Origin of the sequence: Marivita hallyeonensis (assembly GCF_900129875.1) — a bacterium.
Classification (GTDB): Bacteria; Pseudomonadota; Alphaproteobacteria; order Rhodobacterales; family Rhodobacteraceae; genus Marivita; species Marivita hallyeonensis.
In genome coordinates this window covers 1,014,695-1,037,315 of the sequence record NZ_FQXC01000001.1, presented here as the reverse complement: position 1 = coordinate 1,037,315, position 22,621 = coordinate 1,014,695, and the positions used below count along the sequence as shown (strand labels likewise).

Here is a 22,621-nt window from a genome sequence, read left to right as displayed (position 1 = left end):
ATCAGGCCGGTTCGTTATTGTCGATCGGTACCTCGAACTCACCCGACTGAATGGCCGCCTGACGCGCTTCCATCGCCGGGATCGCGTCCGCAGGCACCATGTCGGCCACGTAGATCAACTCGTTTCCACCATGCTCCATGAACGAAAACTCGGTGTAATCCTTACCCACCGGGTTGCCCGCCTGGATATCCGCCACGATCGCCTCGATGGTTGGCCCGTAGTTCCAGATCGCGTTGGCGAACACCGTCTCGGGATAGCGCGGCGTATAGTCGATCAGCGACCCGATGGCCTTCACGCCCCGCGCTTGCGCACCGTCTGCCGTGCCGATGCGTTCACCGAAGAGAATATCTGCGCCCGCGTCGATCTGCGCAATCGCCGCCTCCTGCGCCCGCGCCGGATCGAACCACGCGCCGATAAAGCCATTAAGGAAGGAGGCCTCCGGGTTCACCTCGGACACGCCTGCGCGGAACGCGTTGATGAGCAGGTTCACTTCCGGGATCGGATAGCCGCCAACCGACCCAAACACGTTGCTTTCGGACATCGTGCCCGCAAGCATCCCCGCCAGATAGGCCGCCTCGTGATTGCGCGTGCCGAACACGCCGAAATTGTCGCCTTCCGGCCCGCCGGACGATCCCATGAGGAACGCCGTGTCCGGGTAATCCGCCGCCACTTCGCGCGCCTCACGCTCCACCGCGTAGGATTCGCCCCAGACAAGGCCAACCCCGCTTTCCGCATATTCCCGCATCGCGCGCGGATAATCCGTTGCAGCCACACCTTCCGAGAATTCGTACTCGATCAGCCCGGCCTCTGCCGCCTGCTGCATTGCCAGATGGATACGGCTGTTCCACGCGTTCTCGACAGGCGAGGCATGCACGCCCGCCACCTTCGTCACCGATTGCGCGTTCACCCGGCGGATATAGGCAGGCAGCGCCAGCGTCGCCGCCGCGCCGATCATCAGGCTCCGTCGATTTGTCTTCAAAGTCATGGCAAGTCCTTTCCTGTTGGTCGTCTTATGTTGGTTATTCATTCAGCGGCGGCGCGTAATCCGCCGGGTCCAGCGTGCCGGGCCGCCCTTCCAGCGAAAGCTCTGCGCGCCGTGGCGAAGTGCGCGAAATCACCCGTCCGTCGCGGATCACCGCCAGCCGTGTCGCCTTCAGCCGCACCGCCTCGATCGGATCGCGCGCCTGCAAGAGCACCATGTTCGCCGGTCCACCCACGCGCAATGTCGGGTCCGGCAACCCCATCGCCGCCGCGCCGCCCAAAGTGACGGAGTGGAACGCCCAATCCATCGCCTCGCGCGAGGTCATCGGCACCGCATGCACGCCCATATGCGCCACCTCCAGCATGTCCGCAGAGCCCAGCGGATACCACGGGTCCATCGTGCAATCCTGTCCGAAGGCGACATTCACCCCCGCCGCCCGCAGCTCGGCCACACGCGTCAAACCGCGCCTCCGCGGATAGGTGTCCGACCGTCCCTGCAATGTGATGTTGATGAGCGGGTTTGGGATGACGTTCATCCCCGATTCCGCGATCAGCGGGATCAGCTTCGAGGCGTAGTAATTGTCATAGGAATGCATCGCCGTGACATGGCTCGCCGTCGCGCGGTCTCCCAGCCCAAGCCGCGTGACTTCCGCCGCAAAACTCTCCACGTGCCGCGACATCGGATCGTCGCTTTCATCACAGTGCAAGTCGATCTGTAGCCCACGCTCCGCTGCGATCTCGCAAAGTCGCGTCACCGACCGCGCGCCGTCCGCCATCGTCCGCTCAAAATGCGGGATGCCGCCGACAACGTCCACGCCCATGTCCAGCGCTGCCACCAGGTTCGCTTCCGCCTCTCCGGCCCGGAACAGCCCGTCCTGAGGAAACGCCACCAGTTGCAGATCGATATAGGGCGCGACCCGTTTGCGCACCTCCAACAGCGCCTCGACCCCGATCAAGGGCGCCGTGCTCACATCCACATGGGTCCGGATCGACAACAGCCCCTGCGAAACCGCCAGATCGCAATAGCGCATCGCCCGTTCGACCACCGCGTCGACCGTAAGCAACGGCTTCAACTCACCCCAAAGCGCGATCCCTTCCAAAAGCGTTCCCGACTGGTTCAACCGCGGCAGCCCAAGGCTCAGCGTCGCATCCATGTGAAAATGCGGATCGACAAACGGCGGCGACAGCAAGCGCCCCGCCCCGTCGATCACCTCGCGCGCGTCCGCCTCCAGCGACGGCTCCATCACTGTAATGCGCCCGTCGACAACCCCCACATCCAGCGGCCCACGCCCGTCCGGCAACCGCACATCGCGGATCAAAAGATCAAGCATATCCCCCCACGTCTTTTCGACACGCTACCCCCAAGGCCCAGATTTCCCAAGAGTTTCCGAGGTCTCGAGGGAAAAAAACAGCATTCGGCATTTCGACTGAATAAGTCGGGCCATCGCCGGACACATTGCTCATTTTCTTTGCTCAAGGGGGCTACCTGAACGGCGTGGAGATCGCTCTGCCCCATCGACCGCATCTGCTTCGACCTGGACCAAGGAATGACTCCTAACTCGGCTCGAGCCAGGTCTTGAGCCACGTGTCTTTCAATAACCCGGGATATGCGGTCGTAGCTCTGATACAGGCGCTTCGCAAAAAGAAGCACCGCGCCAAAAAAATTATGTTAAATTGACGCTACGTCAATGACGCTTCAGTAGTCAGATTGGGAGGTCGCTGTGAGCTTTGAATCCACAGAAAAATTCAGAAATATGGGCAGTCATGCCGAAAAACAGATCTACAAAGGCATCTACAACTCGGTCGCCCCCACCATTCTTCATGCCCATCAGGAGGTGCGTCTTCCGATCACTCGCGGCAGCGAGCGATGGCGCAAATTCAGCGTCAGTCTGGATTGGATGTACATCTCTGCATCTTACGAATTCATTGGCTTTGATGAGGATCCGCGCTTTGTTGGCTCGATTTCGCACAATGGAAACTCTTCCGGTTTTTCGGTCGCCCCGTCGGATAGTGACGCCAAAGTCGGCAAACGGTTGAAGATCGGCTCAACAATACTGGTCATAGACACGCTAGATATCGCACCGGCATCGGCGTCGCTGACCGTGCAGGCCTTCGACACTTCCGACGACCTGTCAAAAGAGATCCTCGAAGAGTTTAGAAGCAATTCGAAAGCACTGGCAAATGGAGCCATGGTTTCGTTCGGGTCGAGCTTTTCAGGCGCTACCAACGTCGCCCAAGCCGTTATAGACAGATTATTCGACGAAATCGGAAAACCCGATCAAGTCGGTGATGGCTACACGCTCTTCAATGTGGAGCACTTGCAGTACTGGAAGCGACCTGCCAACAAGACCCATTGGGTCGCACGCAAGATCGTCCCCTTCGTGAACGAAACCGGAGATCCGGATGACCCGCATCGCGAGATTTACTTCGCCGCCTTCGAGCTTAAACTCGAAAGCAAGGAGTCGATGATCGGCGAAATACAAGAAAGCGGCGCGATGCCGGTAGAAGAGCAAAAACCCATATTGACCGTCGATCCGATGGAGGAAGACGATGAGGACTGAAGCCGCGCACTGAACTGAAGTGATTGGTGCGGTCGAGAAGACTCGAACTTCCACGGGAGTTACCCCACAGCGACCTCAACGCTGCGCGTCTACCAATTCCGCCACGACCGCACTGTCTTGACTTGGTAGGCGGGTCATTAGCGAAACGCCAAAGCCGGGGCAAGCGCAAATTTGATCGCGGTTACCCCTGGAGGCGGTCGTGCTTCCGAGGGCGCGCCAACCGAACGCAGACCCATAGCACACACACTGTGACCGGCAGCCAACCCAGCTGCGGCGCATCGGGAAAAACCACGCGGTTGAGCGTGCGCTCGGGCATCACCGTAAGCAGGCCCGCGACGATCAGGCCGTAGGTATAAAGACTGCGGAACACCGCCTCATGCGCCGCGAACTCCCTGCGGATCGCATGGCGTACGCCGGTCCAGAGCGACAAGAGCGTGATCACCGCAAACACGTGCAGAGGTCCAAGCCCGACAGGCGAAAGGGTCGAGGGGATCGCAAACGCGCTCAGCGCCAAAACCGCCATCGCGATTACCCACACATACCCGAGCACCTTGTGCACCCTGTCACGTCGCGGGCGATACAGCGCAAAAGCGCCGACACTCATTCCGATCAGGGCAGCGATCACGTGGATTTGGATGGCAACCGACCCGTTGAAAAGGGGCACAAGCGTCATGGCGTCCTCTTGTCGTTTTGATCTCGATGCGGCACCACATCGATACCCCTGCATCAAAGGCCACAAAGGATGCGGCAATGACGGCTGGACTTCGTGAATAACGACCCTTCGCATTCCACGCTGCGCGAATGGCGGCAGCACGTCTTTCATCCGCTGACCCTGACAGCGCTGGCATCCGTCGCGGCGATTCTTGCGCTGGTCGGGCCGTTCGGCACGCAAGACCTGCTGTCCTTGCCCGAACGTGCGGCGTATTGGACGACGCTCACCGGTGTTGGATATGTCACGGGCTATGCTTTCGGGTCGCGGCTTCTGAAGGGACAGGCCCCACCCGCGCGGCGCGCGTCTCGGGTCATACTGGCCGGTTGCCTGACCGGCTGTGCCATGACGCTCTTCATCGCCGGGCTCAACTGGCTTGTCTTCCGCATCGTCCCTTCCACCGCAACCTGGCCTGCCTTCGCGCTGACGACCATCGCGATTTCCGTCATCATCATGGCGGTGCTCGACCAGTTCGACCAACACTTGCAGCCCGTCGCAGTCAGGGCCGCCGACCTCGACCCGCCGCGTCTTCTCGACCGCCTGCCCCTCGACAAGCGCGGCGCGATAGTGGCGCTTTCGGTCGAAGACCACTATGTCCGGGTCAGAACGACAAACGGGGAAGACATGCTGCTCATGCGCCTGTCAGATGCCATTCGCGAGACCGAACCTTTGCGTGGCGCGCAGGTGCATCGCTCGCATTGGGTCAGCTACGATCAGGTGACGTCCGTCACCCGCCAGGGCGACCGCGCCATTCTGTCGATGTCTCACGGACCCGACATTCCCGTCAGCCGCGCCAACCTCCCCAAGCTGAAAGAGGCCGGGCTGTTGCCCTGAACGCCGCATGGTACAATGGATCATCACCGAGGGTCTGACCGGATATGAAAAGGCGGTGACCGACATGGAGGCACGCGCTGACGCCATTGCACGTGGCGAAGCGGATGAGTTGATCTGGCTGCTGGAGCATCCGCCGCTCTACACCGCCGGCACCAGTGCCGAGGCGACCGACCTCAGGGATCCCGACCGCTCGTCAGATTGAGCGATCGACGAAACCGATGTGGCATTATGCGGCGCACCGTGATTGCCACGGTGCTATGAATACGCAGCTTTATTGATCCACAATTAGTTGCGGGATTTGCATTTGGACTGGTTCCGATACCGTAGCTCCGCCTGTCAAGCTGGACGTCGCCAATTGCAGTAGAGCGAGGCGCTCTCCCTGATTTGGCACGAATACGGGATTAGCTCCGTCCGCCAATGCTGTGAGTGTTGCCGTATACCATTCGGCAGCTAGATCAGTGCGCTTCGTCGCCCCAATGCCTTGACTTAGGTGATGTCCAGCGAGCTCGCCATACGCGTGATCCCCCAAGGCAGCCAGTAACAACGCCGAACCTATCGCGACATCCATGTCGTCGACTCGATAACCAACAGACAGGCAGATCTTGGCGGTAGCCGTTAGTTGTTGAGGCGACATTCCACTGGACAGTACGAATGATGAAACGCCAGCGATCGCATCGGCTCGCGATTTCAGCGAAACAGCGGAAACATGCTCCTTCAGCAGAGGCCCAAAGGACCGGCATTGCTGCGTGACTTGCTCTGGTGTCACATTGCTCACTTTTGCGATTAGATCGTCACCCTCTGCCATGACCGCAGTTCGCGTGAGGCACATCTGTTCCGCCAACGTGAAGGACGGATCGGAGAAGGATGCTTCTGTCACGAACCCACCATTGGCGCTCGTCATCAGGTTTACCTTGGCACAGTAGGAAGTGAGCGATTGGGCAGTCCCTTCTGAGCCACCGAAAAAGTTCGGAATGGTTGGCGCCGAATTCACGACAGTTGTCGAACCATTGACGACGGGCTGAGCAGAGGGAACTGGTGTGGCAACGCCGGCTGGTGCCTGAATGGATGCCATTTGAGTGTTCGGCAGAGTAGGAACGGGAGCTGGCTGCTGTGGAATCAATTGCGCGGTAGCTAATTGAGAACCGTCATTGGTCTTGGAACACGTTCCACGTGTGCAAGAAAACATCGCCGGAGAAACATTGAACGCCTGAAAATCGTTTCGTTCATATCCGTCGGGGGTAGAGGCAAACACACGCACAGCGCAGGCTTGTGCATTACACCAAAAAGCAGATCCGGTAACGGAGGTATCCAAAATATAATCCGTTTGTCCATCTCCGTTTATGTCGGCTAATTGTACAAACCCACTGCGTTGGATCAGTTGTTCGGCGGATGGATCAGAACTTTTTGCAATTTCATTGACCGCAGCGGCAACAACCGGCGGCATACCATAATGCCCTGCAATTGCGGAAGAGCCCGCACCACCGTTAAGTTTTTCGTCACGGTAGGTAAGCAGTAGCCCTCTTACGCCTTGCGGGTGTTGCGCGATGAGTTGCGCAGTAGTTGCGCCACCGGATTGAGCTCTGTAATATGAAGAAATCAGAAAATCTCTCTCAAATTGAGTGACTTGGCCGGTCGCCGGATACCCAAGATGAACTTGGTAGGCTGTAACTGCCGCTCGGGAGTTCCGCCCCATCACTCCGTCAGGTGCTCCCGCGTTGAACCCGAAGTAATTCAGTGCTTCTTGCGTCTGTCGATTAGCTTCTCGTTGCGCGGTATTGACCGTCCTTTTAACAGGCGCCGGTTTATATACTCGCTTTGTTGTGGTTTGTCGCTTCGGTTGGTTGGAAATCGCTCCACCGATAATCCCGCCGACAATACCGCCGATCAATGCATCATTAGCAGCTGCCACGGCAGGAGATAGAGCGACACTACAAGCCAGAACAATTCGGATTGAGATCTTAGTAAACATCGGCAACCTTTCAAATCTTGCGCAAAAGCGCGGTCAAGCACGCCTGTCCACTCTCTGAAACTGATCACCGACTTGTCAACCGATGATTCACGCGTCGCGTGTGTTATCCACACTTGAAGTTGGAAGACCAATATGGACATCAAATCGGTTAAAGGCACCTTGCTATGGAAAGCTACAGACAAAAGTGCGAAACCCTGATCTCTCCCCAAGCTGAAAGAGGCCGGGCTGCTGCCCTGAACGCCGCATGGTACAATGGATCATCACCGAGGGTCTGACCGGATATGAAAAGGCGGTGGCCGACATGGAGGCACGCGCCGACGCCATTGCGCGTGGCGAAGCGGACGAGCTGATCTGGCTGCTGGAGCATCCGCCGCTCTACACCGCCGGCACCAGTGCCGAGGCGACCGACCTCAGGGATCCCGACCGCTTCCCTGTCCACCCCACCCGGCGTGGCGGGCAGTACACCTATCACGGTCCCGGGCAGCGCGTGATCTACACCATGCTCAACGTGCGGGAGCGCGGCCGCGACGTGCGTCGGTTCGTACAGGACCTCGAACGCTGGGTGATTGCGACGCTGGGCGAGTTCGGTCTGACCGGACATATCCGCGAAGGACGTGTCGGTGTCTGGATCGATCGTCCCGACAAACCAAAGCTCGCCGACGGGCGCATGGCCGAAGACAAGATCGCAGCGATCGGCATCCGCATGCGCCGCTGGGTCAGCTTCCACGGCATCTCGATCAATGTTGAGCCGGACCTCAGCCATTTCGACGGCATCGTGCCTTGTGGCATCACCGACTACGGTGTGACGTCACTTGTCGATCTCGGCCTGCCGGTCACCATGGATGATGTGGACGTTGCCCTGCAGCGCAATTTCGAGGCTTGCGTCACATCGCGCACTGCAGAAACGCCGGGCTGAACCGTCGGCGGGCTCAGACCTCAATTCTCTCCACAGCCGTCATTTGCCATGGCGTCGTCAGGCAGCTGGGTCTTGCACAAGCGCGCCGCGCTCAGATCGCTGTCGACCAGAACCGCCCCTTCGAACACCGCTCCGGTCAAGTCCGCACCAGCAAAGGACACGTTCGACAGGCGCGCATTCACGAAAGTGGCCCCGCGCAGGTCCGCACCATCAAAGTTCACACCGTTCAGCCGCGCGCCATCCAGCACGGCCACCGACATCGACGTATTGGAAAAGTCGACATCACTCACATCTGCATTGCTCAGGTCAAGGCCCATGAGCGGGCGGTCCGAATAGTCTTCGCCGGTGATCGCGCAATCCGCGCAATTTCCGAGCATACGGATTTCAGCATTCGGATCCGCAGACGCGTTTTGTGCCGCCAAGAGCAGCGTGGCGACAAGAGGAATGGCGTACATGGGCGGGTCCGGTTCATGAAAAGGTGCGTCTCAAATTCAGATGGGATCGAGAGGGCGCTCTTCAAGGGAGGCGCCGCCAAATCCGCATGGCGTCTGCCGACAGGCGCATCGGTCATTGGCACCAAGCGCGTAGCGCAGCACCTCTTGTCAGCCGGTCTTCCAGCAAAGGCCGGCTCAACGCTTAGACGCGCTTCTCCGATGCCCGGCAGCGACGAGGTGCGATGCTCCGCGTCACGTCCGTCCAACACCTCCACCGGTGAGCCCCCACCGTGCTCTGACCTCGTCAGCGCAGCCTACCGGAGCGCAACAACGCATCAATGGAAGAGTGGGTAACAACCCATTGTTTTCTCTTGAAAACGGGCGAAGAGTGCAGGAATCCACAGCACGCGCGCATGCGACAATAAGGATTGATCTGCGTCAAATACGTCCGTTGCTGACACCTTCGACACATTCTAAAAGAGGGATGACAAAAATGGCGCTCGGGATTCCTTGCGCCTTTTTATTGGGAACCAGCAGGAGGCAGATATGGCAGACGCCGCCATTCACGGCCACGAGCATGAGGACACACGGGGCTTTTTCACCCGGTGGTTCATGTCCACGAACCACAAGGATATCGGGATTCTCTACCTGATCGCCGCCGGTATCGCGGGCTTCATCTCGGTGGCTTTCACCGTCTACATGCGCATGGAACTAATGAACCCCGGGGTTCAGTACATGTGTATGGAGGGCGCACGCATGACCGCAGCGGCGGTCGGTGAATGTACCCCCAACGGGCACCTTTGGAACGTTTTGATCACCGGACACGGCATCCTGATGATGTTCTTCGTGGTGATTCCGGCGCTCTTCGGCGGCTTCGGCAACTATTTCATGCCGTTGCAGATCGGCGCGCCGGACATGGCGTTCCCGCGTCTCAACAACCTGTCTTTCTGGCTCTTCGTCGCCGGTACGACGCTTGCGGTCTGTTCGGTCTTCGCGCCGGGCGGTAACGGTCAGCTTGGCTCGGGCGTGGGCTGGGTGCTCTACCCACCGCTCTCGACGACCGAAGGCGGTATGTCGATGGACCTCGCGATCTTCGCGGTCCACGTATCGGGTGCGTCCTCCATCCTCGGTGCGATCAACGTGATCACCACCTTCCTGAACATGCGCGCACCGGGCATGACGCTCTTCAAGGTGCCGCTGTTCGCGTGGTCGATCTTCGTCACTGCCTGGTTGATCCTTCTGGCCCTGCCAGTTCTTGCGGGCGCGATCACCATGCTCCTGACCGACCGGAACTTCGGCACCACATTCTTCGATCCTGCAGGCGGCGGTGACCCGGTTCTGTACCAGCACATCCTGTGGTTCTTCGGCCACCCGGAAGTGTACATCGTGATCCTGCCGGCCTTCGGCATCATCAGCCACGTGGTCGCCACGTTCAGCCGCAAGCCCGTCTTCGGCTACCTGCCGATGGTTTGGGCGATCATCGCGATTGGCGCTCTGGGCTTCGTCGTGTGGGCGCACCACATGTACACCGTTGGCATGTCGCTGACCCAGCAGTCCTACTTCATGCTGGCGACGATGGTCATCGCGGTGCCGACAGGGGTGAAGATCTTCTCCTGGATCGCCACCATGTGGGGCGGCTCCATCGAGTTCAAAACCCCGATGCTCTGGGCGTTCGGCTTCCTGTTCCTCTTCACCGTGGGTGGTGTGACAGGCATCGTTCTGTCTCAGGCTGCCGTGGACCGTGCCTATCACGACACCTACTACGTCGTGGCGCACTTCCACTACGTGATGAGCCTTGGCGCCGTGTTCGGCATCTTCGCGGGGATCTACTTCTACTTCCCCAAGATGACCGGTCGCATGTACCCGGAATGGGCAGGCAAGCTGCACTTCTGGACCTTCTTCATCGGGGCCAACCTGACCTTCTTCCCCCAGCACTTCCTGGGCCGTCAGGGCATGCCGCGCCGCTACATCGACTATCCCGAGGCATTCGCTTACTGGAACTACATTTCCAGCTGGGGCGCATTCCTGTCCTTCGCCTCGTTCCTCTTCTTCATCGGCGTGATCGTTTACAGCCTGCGCGCAGGCCGGGTCGAGACCGCGAAGAACCCGTGGAACGAATACGCGGATACGCTGGAATGGACCCTGCCCTCCCCGCCGCCCGAACACACGTTCGAGCAGCTTCCGAAGCGGGAAGACTGGGACAAGCAGCACGCGCACTAGGCGTACGTCTGATCCGAACCAAAGCAAAAGGCCCCGCACCGCCGGGGCCTTTTCTGTTAACGAACCTACCATTGAGATCGGGTACGTTTTCCGGTAGATTAATTCACAAAGGAGACGCGCCCATGCCCCGCAAATCCACCAGCATCAGCCTCGACGCAGACCTCATCGCCCGCGCCAAGCGCGTCGGCGTGAACCTCTCCCGCGCCGCCGAAGCTGGGATTGAGCAAGACGTGCGGAAGGCCGAAGCCGAACGCTGGAAAGAGGAAAACAAGGATGCGATCCAAGCTTACAACAAGCGTGTCGAGGCAGAAGGCCTCCCGCTTGATGCTTACCGGAAATGGTGAAGCATGGCGCGCCAATTCGATGTCTATCGAACAACCAATGACACCTATGTCCTCGTGCTGCAAAGCGATACGTTTGACAGTCTCGCCACGCGCGTTGTTGCAAGACTGGTGCCGGACGACTGGCCCGATCCACCCTTGAAGAACCTTTCACCGAAACTGGCCCTCGGGGACATCTCGCTGCGTGTACAGATGACGCAGATGGCGACATTGACCAGACAGGAACTCGGAACCTATATCGGCTCTGCCGCCCACCAGCGCGACGAGATCATCCGCGCCACCGATCTGCTGCTCACCGATTACTGAAGGCGCACGATGCCCTATACCTGGACGGAAACCCACACCAACACTGCCGAATTGCGCCTCTGGCCGCACCAGTCGCTACCGGCGCACGGATTTGCGGCGACGATCCTTGGCATTTTCACCTTGTCGACGATCCCGCTCTACGGCCTGATCGGCACCGTGCTGCTCTGGGGTATCCTGCCCTTCCTCCTGCTCGCGCTCGGTGCGATGTGGTACGCGCTCAGGCGCAACGAACGGGACCTGCAAATCCTCGAAGTGCTGACACTCACGCCGGACGACCTGCACCTGTCGCGCCAGAACCCGAAGGGCAGCGCACAGGAATGGCGCTGCAATCCCTACTGGACACAGGTCAACCTGCACGAAAAGGGTGGCCCCGTGCCGCACTACGTGACCCTGTCCGGCGCGGGAAGAGAGGTTGAGATCGGCGCGTTTCTCAGCGAAGACGAACGCAAGGTGTTGTACGCGGAACTCAAGGACAAAGTCGCGCGCATCGCACATCCCTGATCCGAGGCCCCATGGCACAGGTTCCCGCCGTTCCGAAACTCACCCGCGCCTGGCACCTGCTGCGCGCCGAATGGCTGGGCCAGATTGCCCCAACGCCGGGCATGGCCGCGTCAGAGAACGCCGCTCTCACCCTGCGCGCCAAATCCCTTGAAAAGAGCCACGCGGATCATCTGACCTTTCTGATCCCCCTTGTCGGTCCGCACCATGTCTCAGACTGGGACGCGGTCACACATCGCCTGACCGCCACGCTCGGGACCTTCCAACGCCAGACCAATCCCAACTGGACCGTTGCGATCTGTTGTCAGGAGCGTCCGAACCTGCCCGACGACCCCCGCATCTCCTACCTGCCCTTCACCGACCCGGCTGCGGGGAATGACAAATGGCGGAAGCTGCGGCTGCTGAACGAGGCGCTGCCCGACCTGACGGAAACACCCGGCTACGTCATGTCCTTCGACGCCGACGATCTTCTTCACCCTGATACCGTGGACGAGATGCTGACACGCCAAGCTTCGGGCGGGTACCTCGTGCAGTCCGGTCTCGTCATGGACGTCTCCACGCAAGAGATCGCGCTCGCGGACACACGCAGCCTCAGCGCACCGATGCGCAAACCGTTTTGGAAACTCTGCGGCAGTTGCGCCGCGCTCTTCCACGACCCGCGTGAGCCAGCCTCAACCGCCTTCCTCACCGAGATGACGCAGCACGAACATCGCATGTTTCCCTACCTTGCTCGGCTTGCCGGACAGCCTCTCACACCGCTGTCATACCCGGCGGTGCTCTACATGCTCAATCACGGTGAAAACTTCGGGGCCCGGCGCGGCCGCGTCGGCTACAAGACCCGGTTTGTTCAGAAATACCACATTTCAGACGCACAGCGGCTGACCCGAATCCGCGCTGACTTCGAACTGGACTAGGCTTATTTCTTGTCTATCTTGGAGAGCTGTTTCTGTAGCTCCGCCAACTGGGACTTGATGGCATCCAGATCGTCGGACTCCGCCGGTGCTTCCGGTGATGGGGCCCCTGTCTCCTCCGGTGATGGGCCGGACCACTGGCTCCCCATTCCGCCCGTCATGGCCTTGAGAAACGCTTCCTGCTGTGCCTGAAGCGCCTCGAACCCGGGCATGCCCGCCATCGGGTTAGCCTTGTTCATGTTCTCCATCCACTTGGACTGGCTGTCGCGGAACATCTCGAAACTCGCCGCAAGAAACTGCGGCACGGCGCTCGTCGCCTGCGTCGTGTAACTGCGCACCAGATCGTTCAGGACATTGGTCGGCAACACGCTTTCGCCACGGCTTTCGTGTTCAGCGATGATCTGCAAAAGATATTGCCGCGTGAGATCGTCGCCTGACTTCAGATCGACGATCTGCACCTCGCGCCCGTCCCGGATGAACGTCGCGATATCCTCAAGCGTCACGTAATCCGAGGTCTCGGTGTTGTACAAACGCCGACTCGCGTAACGTTTGATCAGTAATGGTTTTTCTGTATCGGCCAAGGTCCCCTCCCCGGAAAGCCAGCGCTGCATTGCAGCTTACGCACACGCAGCACAAAAAGAAAGCATTGTCGCACAACCATATGGCCGAAAAGAAAAAAGGCCGGATCCACAAGGGACCCGGCCAGAATGTAGCGTTCCAGATTTGGGAGGAGAGAACGCTAATTCTTAACGGTGCTTACTTCGCAGCAGCAGTTGCCTTCTTGGCAGCGGCAGTTGCGTCAGCAGTCGCTTTCTTGACAGCGGCTGTTGCGTCTTCCGACAGGTCTTTGCCTGCAGCCATCATCAGCTCGACTGTGTCCATCTGGACTTTCTTCGCGATCTCAGCGAAGGCCGCCATGTTCTCGGCAGCAACTTCTGCCTGAGCGGACGCGAAATCGGTCATCGCCTTGGCGTAGTCTGCCGGCTCTGTCTTCGCCTTGGACATGTCGCCCAGCTTGGCGAGCGTGTCTTTGGTCCACTTGGCGGAGATTTCTGTCGACTTCTCAGCTGCTTCCAGAGCAACGTGCGACAGCTTCTCGTTCAGAGTTGCTGTTGTCTTGAAAGCGTCTTCCATTGCTTTCGTGTCAACCGGGAATGCGCCCATCATCTCTTTCAGGGTCGCGGTCATGTCAGGTGTCTTTGCCATCGTTCAAAATCCTTTCCTGCTCGGCGGGCCCACCCCGCTGTGTTTTGCAGATGCAGAATATATACATGCCGCACTGCAGCATTTCAACCCTTTTTCTGCACTGCAGCATGCCAAAGTGTCGCAGGGTAAAGAAGGTTATGGCAGGCTTAGGCGGTGGCCTTGACCCGCACATAGGTCCCCGGAGCTGGAGCCAGGGTCGGATGCGCCTTGTCACCCGGCGTGCGCGCCTTGATCCACTTACCCGCGCGCTTGGCCAGCCATTTTTCCCAGACCGGCCACCACGACCCTTCGGTATACTCCGCCCCTTCCAGCCACTTGTCCGCGGGCAGGGACAGGTCGTCATTTGAATAATGGCCGTATTTCTTCTTGGTTGGCGGGTTCACGATCCCGGCGATGTGACCCGACTCGGAGACGATGAACTGCTTCGACTTGGAGCCCATCTGCTGCACCCCGCGGTAACAGTCCTTCCATGCCGCAATATGATCGGTCTCGCAGGCAATCGAACAGATCGGCACATCCACGTCCTTGAGGCTGAGCGTTTCGCCCATCAGCTCGAACCCGCCCTCCGCGAACTTGTTGTCCTGGCATAGACCCCGCAGATATTGGATCGCCATCTTACCCGGCAAATTCGCCCCGTCGCCGTTCCAGTAAAGCAGATCGAACGCCGGTGGCGTCTCGCCCATCATGTAGCTCTTGATCGCGGGACCGTAGATCAGATCGTTCGACCGCAAATAGCTGAACGTCCGCGCCATGATGAACGATTTGAGAATGCCCGTATCGCCGATCTCGGCCTCGATCCCGTCAATGAAATCGTTCTGCAGGAACGGCGTGAACTCGCCCTGATCCGAGAAATCGGTGAGCGTGGTGAAAAAGGTCGCCGATTTGACCGTTTTATCCCCGCGCTGCTTCATCAGCGACAGGGTCAGGTTCAGCGTCGTCCCTGCGATGCAGTACCCGATCGCATTCACCTTATCGACGTTGCAGATCGATTTGACCTCTTCGAAGGCGCGCAGGTAGCCATCCTCGATATAGGTCTCCAGACCCACATCCTTGTAGCTCTCATCCGGATTGATCCAGCTGACCACGAAAAGCGTGTAACCCTGATCGACCACCCAGCGGATGAACGAATTCTCCGGCTTCAGATCGAGAATGTAGAACTTGTTGATCCAGGGCGGGAACAGCACGATGGGCGTCTCATGCACTTTCTCCGTGGTCGGTGCATACTGGATCAGCTCCATCATATGGTTGCGATAGACCACCTCACCCTCGGCGGTGGCGATGTTCTCACCGATCCTGAACGCGCCCTCATCGGCCAGCCGAACGACCAGCTCGCCATTATTGGCCTCAAGGTCCGCGACAAGGTTCTCAAGCCCGTGAACAAGGCTTTCGCCCTCCGTCTCCAGCGCCTTTTGCAGGGCATCCGGATTGGTAGCGAGGAAATTCGTCGGCGCGAACATGTCCACGATTTGCTGTGCGAAATAGCGCAGACGCTTCTTCTCGGTCGCATCCAGATCGTCGATATCCTCGACCGCCGTGCGGATCGCTTCGGCGTTGATCAGATACTGTTGCTTTATGAAATTGAAGTACGGGTGTTCATCCCAAAGCGGATTCTGAAACCGCCGATCCTTTGGGCCCGGATCCTCCGGCGCTTGCAGCTTGCCCTTCGCCAGCGCTTGCTGCGCCTCCACGTAATGGGTGACCGATTTGCCCCAATACTCGATCTGATGCTCAAGGATTTTCGCGGGGTTCTGCAGCCATTCCGCCCAGTAGGCCTGCATCGCTTTTCCGTAAAGCGCCGCGTCCGGACCGTGCAGCGACGGATTGATTTGCCTCTTGTTCGACAACGCGGACATCAGCCGCTGAGTCAGTGTTTCGATCTTTTGCAAATTGGCCTCAAGTTCCGCGCTCATTTCTGGTGCGGCGACGTCTGTAGTTGTCATGGCCAACATTCCCCCCTATGCATGCTGCCATGCAGAATACAGTCGCTCGCATGGGGAGGCAAAGCGACGAATTGGCCCGGTCAAAGGGTTCATGCTGAAGGAGATGCCTCTATGCGTTACATGATGACCTACGATCTCATGGAGACGTTTCGCAATACAAATCAATGGCTTGGCGCAACCGCGAAAACCATGGCCTCGTATCCCGCCTGGGCGATGATACCGAACCCGGGCATGCAATGGCTCGCCGCCTGGGGCGAGGTGACCGAACGTACATTCGAGCGCATGGTCGTCAAACCCGACTGGGGGATTCGGACGTTCACCTGTGAAGACGGCAAGGATCATCTGGTCTCGGTTGATACTATAGTCGAACGTCCCTTCGGCGATCTGATCCACTTCAACGTGGTCGGCCGCGAAGAGCAGCCGCGCAAGATTCTTCTCGTTGCGCCGATGTCCGGCCACTATGCGACGCTCCTGCGGTCCACAGTCAAATCTCTCATCGTGAACTGCGAAGTGTACGTGACAGACTGGCACAATGCCCGCGACATTCCCGTCAGCGCCGGCAAGTTCGATGTGGAGGATTACACCCTCTACCTCATGGACTTCATGAAAGAGCTTGGACCGGACACCAACGTCGTCGCCGTGTGCCAACCAGTACCGCTGACACTGGCCGCAACCGCTTACCTTGCCGAGCTTGAACCAGACGCCCAGCCCCGCACGCTCACGCTGATCGGCGGCCCGGTGGACCCGGACGCGACACCAACGGATGTCACCGACTTCGGGCGCCGCGTAACCATGGGTCAGCTCGAAGAGACCATGATCCAGCGCGTTGGCTTCAAGTACAAGGGCGTCGGCCGCATGGTTTATCCTGGCCTGCTGCAGCTTGCCTCGTTCATTTCGATGAACGGCGAACGCCACTCGAACGCCTTCACCAATCAGATCCAGAACGTCATGCGTGGCGACGCGTCGGATCACGATCCGCATAATCGCTTCTACGACGAATACCTCGCCGTGATGGACATGCCGGCAGAATTCTACCTGTCCACAGTAGACCGCATCTTCAAGAAACGCGAAATCGCGAAGAACGAATTCGTGGTCAAAGGCCACAAGGTCGACATGGGCGCCATTACCAACGTCGCGGTCAAAACCGTCGAAGGCGCAAATGACGACATTTCGGCCCCCGGCCAATGCATCGCCGCCCTCGGCCTTTGCACCGGACTGCCGGACAACATGAAGGCGAGCCACGTTGAACCGGGCGCCGGCCACTACGGCATCTTCGCCGGCAAAAGCTGGCGCAACAACATCCGCCCACTGGTGCTCGATTTCATCGACAGCAACGCGGGCGACGCGCCTAAGGCGAAAAAGGCCAGTCAAAAACCGGCCAACACCAACGCCGCATGATACGAAAGGGCTGATCTCAGGATCGGCCCTTTTTCGTTCCATCGTGACGTCCGAGCCCTCGCCCATGTCCGCGATGAGGAAACCGCGACACGCCGCCTCACGAATCTTGTGTGCGAGTGATGTCGGCACGGCCGAAGAAAGCGCATATGCGCTTCAACGGCGCAGATACCCGGTTCCGGTGCCGGGGAGCCGAAATTACCCCTAACCGTCGATCAGAAGCACCGATCGGAGGTCGTCAATCCCGCCGTTGAAATGGTTGCCGTCGGTTTCACCGTTGATCCCTGGGACAACGTGGGCGTCAGTATACTGCCATAATGTCCAGTTCCCCCAACCGTCGGGGATTTCAGGAGTGTCTACGCCATACTGCGCGATCCAGAGCGGATAATGTGGTAGGTGCTCCTTCATCACATGCGTCCAGAAGTCGGGACCCGTATAGATGATCGGCTTCATGCCATAGTGATCTTCGAGCATGTCGAGAAAGACTTTGAACTCGTCCTGAAGTCCTTCTCTGACCGGAGCCTTCACCCGCTCTATGTCGACAACCGGCGGCAGGTCACCCGCTCTAAGGCCGACATTCTCAATAAACCAGCTTGCTTGAACCTCGGGGGCGTCGTTGGTCTCGTAGAAATGATAAGCGCCCCTGACCAAGCCCAAAGTCCCCAATGTCTCGAACCGGTCCGCAAAGGTGGGGTCCAGATAATCCATTCCGTCCGTAGCCTTCAGAATGACAAAGGAAAGTTCAGCGGACGTTATTGCAGACCAATCAGATACAGTGTTGTGATGGGACAAATCGATCCCCGTCAGTCGTTGAGTAGTGTCTGCAATCGCTTGGGTGGAACTCGACATCAGGCAAATGCCGACCACACATGCCCCGAAATGGTTCAGGAAAGCTTTCATTGTCCCTCACGCGTTTTGCCCTTGGATTGCATAGCGTCCAAGGGACTTAAGCCTCGCCGTTGAACCTTCCTATTCGGGTAGTTTTGCAGGAATGAGGCAGCATTTCATCGAATTGATGGTCCCCTTTCGGGCCAACGCCACCGCCAGCAGAAAAGCATCCCGGCATCGTCGTTTTTGAAACCTAATTCAGGACATTGCACCGGTGGCTCGACCCGTCCAACGGGCTCGTACACTTGATCCTGACCCGCAAGGTGCAGACCTATCGTTCCGCCGCCCAGATCATATCGATAAACGCTTGAGTCCCGCGGCTGAACTCCAGCGAGCAGGGATAGGGCGCCTCACCGCGCACCGCTGCACCGAAGGCTTCGACCTGCAGCACGTATTGGTTCACACCGGGATACCGGAACACCTCAACCGGTCCCGATTTGCGCATCAACCGAACCTCCGCATCGCCATAGCCCAACGGATTGAACGGCACCGGCACCTCGACCACGCCCTCGGTGCCCTGGAACGTCACCGACTGATATCGCAGCATCCGCATCGAGGTCAGCGAGGTCAGCGTGAAGCCGTCGAACTGCGCCACCGCTTCGGCCCGCACCTCGACCCCGTTCTCGCGCCGGATATCGGCAAAGAGAATATCCGATGGCTCCTGCCCGGTGACGAAGCGCGCGCATCCCAGTGTGTAAACGCCGATATCCGGCAGGCTCCCGCCGCCGGTCTCCACTGCATTCCGAATGTTGTCCGGGTCGCTGGAATTGTCATAGGTGAACGTGGCCGACACCCGGCGCAGGTCGCCAATCGCACCGGTCTGCAACCAGTCGCGCACCTGGTGCCACTGCGGGTGGTGCACGATCATGTAAGCCTCCGCTGCCACCAGCCCGGTTCGATCGCGCAGTGCGATCAACCCGTCGATCTCGTCTGCGCGCATCGCAATCGGCTTCTCGGTCAGCACGTGCTTTCCCGCCTCCATTGCTTTGCGCGTCCACTCCACATGCAGCGTATTTGGCAAGGGCACATAGACCGCATCGATCTCCGGGTCCGCGAGCAATGCCTCATAGCTGTCGAACACCCGCAACCCCGGCGCAATCGCCTGAAACGGCGCGGCTTTCGCCGGATCGGACGTGGCCAAAGCCACCAGTTGCGTATCCCGCGCGGCATTGATCGCCGGACCCATCTGCTCGCGTGCGAACTTCGCCGCACCCAATATACCCCATCTGATGGCCGCCATGATCGCCCCTCCGCGCGTTTTCGGTAGCCCTAACACAGAAAAACGCCGGGCACAGGCCCGGCGCATCTCAGGGAGGAGATCAAGTGGAGATCAGGCGCTTGTCAGAAGCCCCTGCTCCTTTGCAAGATCGCGCATCCGCTTTTGCAGCTTCTCGAATGCACGCACCTCGATCTGGCGGATTCGTTCCCGGCTGACGTCATACTGACCCGACAGCTCCTCAAGCGTCACCGCCTTCTCGGCCAGGCGCCGCTGCGTAAGGATATCTTTCTCGCGGTCATTGAGCACGTCCATCGCCTGCGCCAGCAATTCGCGCCGCGCTTCCAGTTCGTCCCGCTCTTCGTAATCACCGGCCTGGTCGGCGCCTTCGTCTTCGAGCCAGTCCTGCCACTGCATGGCACCTTCGCCGTCGGATCCCACGGTCGCGTTCAGGGACGCATCACCACCCGACAAACGCCGGTTCATGGAGATCACTTCGTCCTCGTTCACACCCAGATCATGGGCGATCTTCGCCACGTGTTCCGGCCGCAAGTCGCCATCTTCCAGCGCGCCGATGCGCGATTTCGCCTTACGCAGGTTGAAGAACAGCTTCTTCTGTGCCGAGGTCGTGCCAAGCTTCACCAGCGACCAGGACCGCAGGATGTATTCCTGGATCGAGGCGCGAATCCACCACATGGCGTAAGTCGCAAGACGGAAGCCCTTTTCCGGGTCAAACCGCTTTACCGCCTGCATCAGGCCGACATTCGCTTCCGAAATCACCTCGGCCTGCGGCAGGCCATAGCCACGGTAGCCCATGGCAATCTTCGCCGCGAGGCGCAGGTGCGATGTCACCATCTTGTGCGCCGCTTCGGTGTCTTCCTGCTCGACCCAGCGTTTGGCCAGCATGTATTCTTCTTCCGGCTCCAAGAGCGGGAATTTCCGGATTTCCTGCAGATACCGGCTCAGGCCAGCTTCCGGCGACGGGGCCGGGAGATTTGCATAGTTCGCCATACCCATGTCCCTCCAATGTTTATGCGCTTAACATTAAATTTGGTATCGCGCACGTCAGTTTCAAGTCTTCGCGTTAATTCTAATTTAACGCACAGACACCGCGGCGTAAGCCTAATGTCAGTGCTCTCACGCACATGGGACGTTTGTTTCAGCCTCGCAAACCCGTGATCGACCGGCACGTCGCGAAAGCTGATTCCCGCAACCACAAGCGCCTTTTCCCCGTTGCAGGGTCTGCGCTACGCTGGTCCTTATTTCACCGAAGGCTCAAACACCGTGACCGCCGCATCGCCGCACCCCGTCGGGACCCGATCCGCATCAAAGCCCGCAGTTCGGCTGGCCGGACTGCTATATCTCGTCATCATCCTCTCTGGGCTCTCGGCAGAGTTCGTGTTTCGCGGCCCGCTCCTGTCCTCCGGTGACGCCACCACCACCATCGACGCCATCGCTGCATCCATGGGCATGTTCCGCGCCGGCTTGGTGGGCGATGTCGTCATGTTGCTCGCGGACATCGCCCTCGCGCTTGTGTTTTTCGCCCTGCTCAGCGACCGCGCCCCAATCCTGGCCCTCTCGGCCATGGTGTTCCGTTTGATGCAAGCCACTGTGATCGCCGCCTCTCTGGTCCTTCTCGCCGCCGTGCCCGGGCTTGTAACAAAGAACCAGCAAGACCTTGTTCTTGCCGCCGTCCAAGCCCATGCAGGCGGTTACGATCTGGGGCTGATCCTGTTCGGCGTGAACTGCTTTTTGATGGCGCTCATTTTCCTGAAAGTGACCGCTCTGCCCCGGATGATTTCCATCGGCATCGCAGCGGCCGGGGTTGTGTATATTACAGGCGGCCTGTTGCGCCTCACTGCCCCAGACTGGCTGGTGGTCTTCCAACCCGCCTACCTGATCTGCATTCTCGCCGAAGTCGCCTTATGTCTCTGGCTTCTGATCACGGGGCGTCTTTGACCTGCAATGCGGCGATCAGGTCGGCCATGTCGTCCGGCACTTCCGCTTCGAACCGAAGCGCGTCACCGGTCACCGGATGCGTGAACCCCAGCACCGCCGCGTGCAACGCCTGCCGGTCGAACCTGTCCACGGCCTCCATGGCCACATCCGGCAAAGCGCCCTTTGCGATCTTGCGCCGTCCGCCATAGACCGCGTCACCGATCAGCCCGTGGCCCGCATGGGCCAGATGCACGCGGATCTGATGCGTCCGGCCCGTCTCCAACCGGCATTCCACCAGCGCCACCTGCGGCGGCGTGCCGAATGGCACGACAACGCGCACGCGCGTGATGGCATGTTTGCCGTGGCCGAAAAACACCGCCTGCCGCTGGCGGTCGGTCTTATGCCGCGCCAGATCGCTGGTGATCTTGATCACGGACCCCGGCTCTATCGAGACCCCGCGCACACCGCGCAGGCGCGGATCACCCGGATCCGGCACGCCGTAGACCAGCGCCTGATACACACGCTCGACCGAATGCGCGGCGAATTGTTCCGCCAGCCCGTGATGCGCGCGGTCCGACTTGGCCACCACCAAAAGCCCGCTTGTATCCTTGTCGATCCGGTGCACGATACCCGGTCGCCCAACACCGCCGACCCCGGACAGGTTTCCACCGAAATGATGCAACAGCGCGTTCACCAAAGTGCCCGACGGTGTGCCCGGTGCCGGATGAACCACCATGCCTGCAGGCTTCATGACGACGATCAGATCTTCATCTTCGTACCGCACATCAAGCGGCAAATCCTCTGGCGCGATATGGCTTTCAACGACCTCCGGCACCGCGATCTCGATCACGTCCCCCTCGGCCACCCGCGCTTTCGGGTCATCGAGGACCGCACCCTCCCGCGACACGGCACCGTCCGAAATCAAACGCGCCAGCCGTGTCCGCGACAGCGCCGCCGCCTCTGGCACGTCTCGCGCCAAAGCCTTATCAAGGCGCGCAGGCGGTGACGCGCCAATGGTGACGTGCAAGACGGGATCAGACATGGAAAACGCCCCCGAAGACCCGGCCCCCGAACCCGCCAACCTGCGCTTCCTGCGCCGGCTCGTGACGGTCCTGACCGCTGTGATGATTGGCGGTGTCATACTCATCACCGCATTGATTGTCATCCGCACGCAACAAAGCGCCACACCTTTGCCGGACACGATCACTCTGCCCGACGGCACCACCGCTACAGCCTTCACACAGGCCCGCAACTGGTACGCCGTAGTGACCGAGGATGACCAAATCCTGATCTTCGCCCGCGACAGCGGGCGGCTGTTGCAGGTTATTAATGTCGTTGTCTCGTCAGAGTCGGACTAA

Annotated in this window: 23 protein-coding genes, 1 tRNA gene and 1 pseudogene; 12 read left to right on the top strand and 13 right to left on the bottom strand. The window is 59.5% G+C overall.

Going from position 1 to position 22,621, the window contains the following annotated elements; all coding sequences use genetic code 11:
* Position 1: 1 nt before the first annotated feature.
* Both BUA42_RS05290 and BUA42_RS05285 read right to left on the bottom strand, forming a co-directional pair.
* Positions 2–985, bottom strand: coding sequence for a BMP family protein (locus BUA42_RS05290; RefSeq protein ID WP_072776587.1), 984 nt, complete (start codon positions 983–985; stop codon positions 2–4).
* Between the two features lie 34 nt (positions 986–1,019).
* On the bottom strand, positions 1,020–2,312 hold the full coding sequence (locus BUA42_RS05285) for an amidohydrolase family protein (RefSeq protein ID WP_072776586.1): 1,293 nt from the start codon (positions 2,310–2,312) through the stop codon (positions 1,020–1,022).
* A gap of 390 nt (positions 2,313–2,702) precedes the next feature.
* Here BUA42_RS05285 and BUA42_RS05280 point away from each other — a divergent pair, with 390 nt between their 5' ends.
* Positions 2,703–3,542 (top strand): hypothetical protein, encoded by an 840-nt coding sequence (locus tag BUA42_RS05280; RefSeq protein ID WP_143152616.1) that lies wholly within the window; start codon positions 2,703–2,705, stop codon positions 3,540–3,542.
* A gap of 24 nt (positions 3,543–3,566) precedes the next feature.
* Here the strand turns inward: BUA42_RS05280 and BUA42_RS05275 are convergent.
* Together BUA42_RS05275 and BUA42_RS05270 are read right to left on the bottom strand one after the other, a co-directional pair.
* Positions 3,567–3,653: transfer RNA gene (locus BUA42_RS05275), tRNA-Leu, on the bottom strand.
* A gap of 70 nt (positions 3,654–3,723) precedes the next feature.
* Positions 3,724–4,215: a DUF2306 domain-containing protein gene (locus BUA42_RS05270; RefSeq protein WP_072776584.1), complete on the bottom strand. Its 492-nt coding sequence runs from the start codon at positions 4,213–4,215 to the stop codon at positions 3,724–3,726.
* Positions 4,216–4,308: 93 nt separating this feature from the next.
* Here BUA42_RS05270 and BUA42_RS05265 point away from each other — a divergent pair, with 93 nt between their 5' ends.
* Both BUA42_RS05265 and BUA42_RS05260 read left to right on the top strand, forming a co-directional pair.
* Entirely contained in the window at positions 4,309–5,085 is a 777-nt protein-coding gene (locus BUA42_RS05265) for a LytTR family DNA-binding domain-containing protein (RefSeq protein ID WP_072776583.1), read from the top strand.
* A gap of 7 nt (positions 5,086–5,092) precedes the next feature.
* Positions 5,093–5,275: pseudogene (locus tag BUA42_RS05260) on the top strand (lipoyl(octanoyl) transferase LipB); the annotation flags it as partial.
* A gap of 81 nt (positions 5,276–5,356) precedes the next feature.
* Here the strand turns inward: BUA42_RS05260 and BUA42_RS05255 are convergent.
* Positions 5,357–7,054: a peptidoglycan-binding domain-containing protein gene (locus BUA42_RS05255; protein WP_072776582.1), complete on the bottom strand. Its 1,698-nt coding sequence runs from the start codon at positions 7,052–7,054 to the stop codon at positions 5,357–5,359.
* 244 nt (positions 7,055–7,298) lie between these two features.
* Here BUA42_RS05255 and lipB point away from each other — a divergent pair, with 244 nt between their 5' ends.
* Positions 7,299–7,970, top strand: a complete 672-nt coding sequence (gene lipB, locus BUA42_RS05250) for a lipoyl(octanoyl) transferase LipB (RefSeq protein ID WP_072776581.1) — start codon at positions 7,299–7,301, stop codon at positions 7,968–7,970.
* 20 nt (positions 7,971–7,990) lie between these two features.
* Here lipB and BUA42_RS05245 read toward each other — a convergent pair whose 3' ends face one another.
* On the bottom strand, positions 7,991–8,425 hold the full coding sequence (locus tag BUA42_RS05245) for a pentapeptide repeat-containing protein (RefSeq protein ID WP_084066113.1): 435 nt from the start codon (positions 8,423–8,425) through the stop codon (positions 7,991–7,993).
* A gap of 525 nt (positions 8,426–8,950) precedes the next feature.
* Between BUA42_RS05245 and ctaD the strand changes: the two genes are divergently transcribed.
* From ctaD to BUA42_RS05220, 5 genes are all read left to right on the top strand, one after another.
* On the top strand, positions 8,951–10,624 hold the full coding sequence (gene ctaD, locus BUA42_RS05240) for a cytochrome c oxidase subunit I (RefSeq protein WP_072776580.1): 1,674 nt from the start codon (positions 8,951–8,953) through the stop codon (positions 10,622–10,624).
* Positions 10,625–10,746: 122 nt separating this feature from the next.
* The gene (locus tag BUA42_RS05235; protein WP_072776579.1) at positions 10,747–10,968 is read left to right on the top strand and encodes a type II toxin-antitoxin system CcdA family antitoxin; all 222 of its coding nucleotides are present in this window, start codon (positions 10,747–10,749) and stop codon (positions 10,966–10,968) included.
* A gap of 3 nt (positions 10,969–10,971) precedes the next feature.
* Positions 10,972–11,271 carry a CcdB family protein gene (locus BUA42_RS05230; RefSeq protein WP_072776578.1) on the top strand — a complete coding sequence of 100 codons (300 nt, stop codon included), beginning with the start codon at positions 10,972–10,974 and terminating at the stop codon, positions 11,269–11,271.
* A 9-nt stretch (positions 11,272–11,280) separates the two neighbouring features.
* Positions 11,281–11,772 (top strand): DUF2244 domain-containing protein, encoded by a 492-nt coding sequence (locus BUA42_RS05225; protein ID WP_072776577.1) that lies wholly within the window; start codon positions 11,281–11,283, stop codon positions 11,770–11,772.
* An 11-nt stretch (positions 11,773–11,783) separates the two neighbouring features.
* On the top strand, positions 11,784–12,683 hold the full coding sequence (locus BUA42_RS05220; protein WP_072776576.1) for a hypothetical protein: 900 nt from the start codon (positions 11,784–11,786) through the stop codon (positions 12,681–12,683).
* 2 nt (positions 12,684–12,685) lie between these two features.
* Here the strand turns inward: BUA42_RS05220 and phaR are convergent, their stop codons facing one another.
* The 3 genes from phaR to BUA42_RS05205 all read right to left on the bottom strand — a co-directional run bounded on the left by phaR (position 12,686) and on the right by BUA42_RS05205 (position 15,826).
* Entirely contained in the window at positions 12,686–13,261 is a 576-nt protein-coding gene (gene phaR, locus BUA42_RS05215) for a polyhydroxyalkanoate synthesis repressor PhaR (RefSeq protein ID WP_072776759.1), read from the bottom strand.
* A 175-nt stretch (positions 13,262–13,436) separates the two neighbouring features.
* Positions 13,437–13,886 (bottom strand): phasin family protein, encoded by a 450-nt coding sequence (locus BUA42_RS05210; RefSeq protein ID WP_072776575.1) that lies wholly within the window; start codon positions 13,884–13,886, stop codon positions 13,437–13,439.
* A 146-nt stretch (positions 13,887–14,032) separates the two neighbouring features.
* Positions 14,033–15,826 carry a PHA/PHB synthase family protein gene (locus BUA42_RS05205; protein ID WP_072776758.1) on the bottom strand — a complete coding sequence of 598 codons (1,794 nt, stop codon included), beginning with the start codon at positions 15,824–15,826 and terminating at the stop codon, positions 14,033–14,035.
* 111 nt (positions 15,827–15,937) lie between these two features.
* On the opposite strand from BUA42_RS05205, the gene phaZ reads away from it, so the two are divergent.
* Positions 15,938–17,224, top strand: a complete 1,287-nt coding sequence (gene phaZ, locus BUA42_RS05200; RefSeq protein ID WP_072776574.1) for a polyhydroxyalkanoate depolymerase — start codon at positions 15,938–15,940, stop codon at positions 17,222–17,224.
* Positions 17,225–17,425: 201 nt separating this feature from the next.
* On the opposite strand, the gene BUA42_RS05195 is transcribed toward phaZ, so the two are convergent.
* The 3 genes from BUA42_RS05195 to rpoH all read right to left on the bottom strand — a co-directional run bounded on the left by BUA42_RS05195 (position 17,426) and on the right by rpoH (position 20,336).
* The gene (locus tag BUA42_RS05195) at positions 17,426–18,070 is read right to left on the bottom strand and encodes a glycoside hydrolase family 25 protein (protein WP_245818964.1); all 645 of its coding nucleotides are present in this window, start codon (positions 18,068–18,070) and stop codon (positions 17,426–17,428) included.
* 310 nt (positions 18,071–18,380) lie between these two features.
* On the bottom strand, positions 18,381–19,349 hold the full coding sequence (locus BUA42_RS05190) for a Gfo/Idh/MocA family protein (protein WP_072776572.1): 969 nt from the start codon (positions 19,347–19,349) through the stop codon (positions 18,381–18,383).
* A 90-nt stretch (positions 19,350–19,439) separates the two neighbouring features.
* The gene (rpoH, locus tag BUA42_RS05185; protein ID WP_072776571.1) at positions 19,440–20,336 is read right to left on the bottom strand and encodes an RNA polymerase sigma factor RpoH; all 897 of its coding nucleotides are present in this window, start codon (positions 20,334–20,336) and stop codon (positions 19,440–19,442) included.
* Between the two features lie 273 nt (positions 20,337–20,609).
* Between rpoH and BUA42_RS05180 the strand changes: the two genes are divergently transcribed.
* Positions 20,610–21,284: a DUF4386 domain-containing protein gene (locus BUA42_RS05180; protein ID WP_072776757.1), complete on the top strand. Its 675-nt coding sequence runs from the start codon at positions 20,610–20,612 to the stop codon at positions 21,282–21,284.
* Here BUA42_RS05180 and BUA42_RS05175 read toward each other — a convergent pair.
* Entirely contained in the window at positions 21,268–22,305 is a 1,038-nt protein-coding gene (locus BUA42_RS05175; protein WP_072776570.1) for an RluA family pseudouridine synthase, read from the bottom strand. The genes BUA42_RS05180 and BUA42_RS05175 overlap by 17 nt on opposite strands.
* Between BUA42_RS05175 and BUA42_RS05170 the strand changes: the two genes are divergently transcribed.
* Positions 22,304–22,621, top strand: a complete 318-nt coding sequence (locus BUA42_RS05170) for a DUF6476 family protein (RefSeq protein ID WP_072776569.1) — start codon at positions 22,304–22,306, stop codon at positions 22,619–22,621. The genes BUA42_RS05175 and BUA42_RS05170 overlap by 2 nt on opposite strands.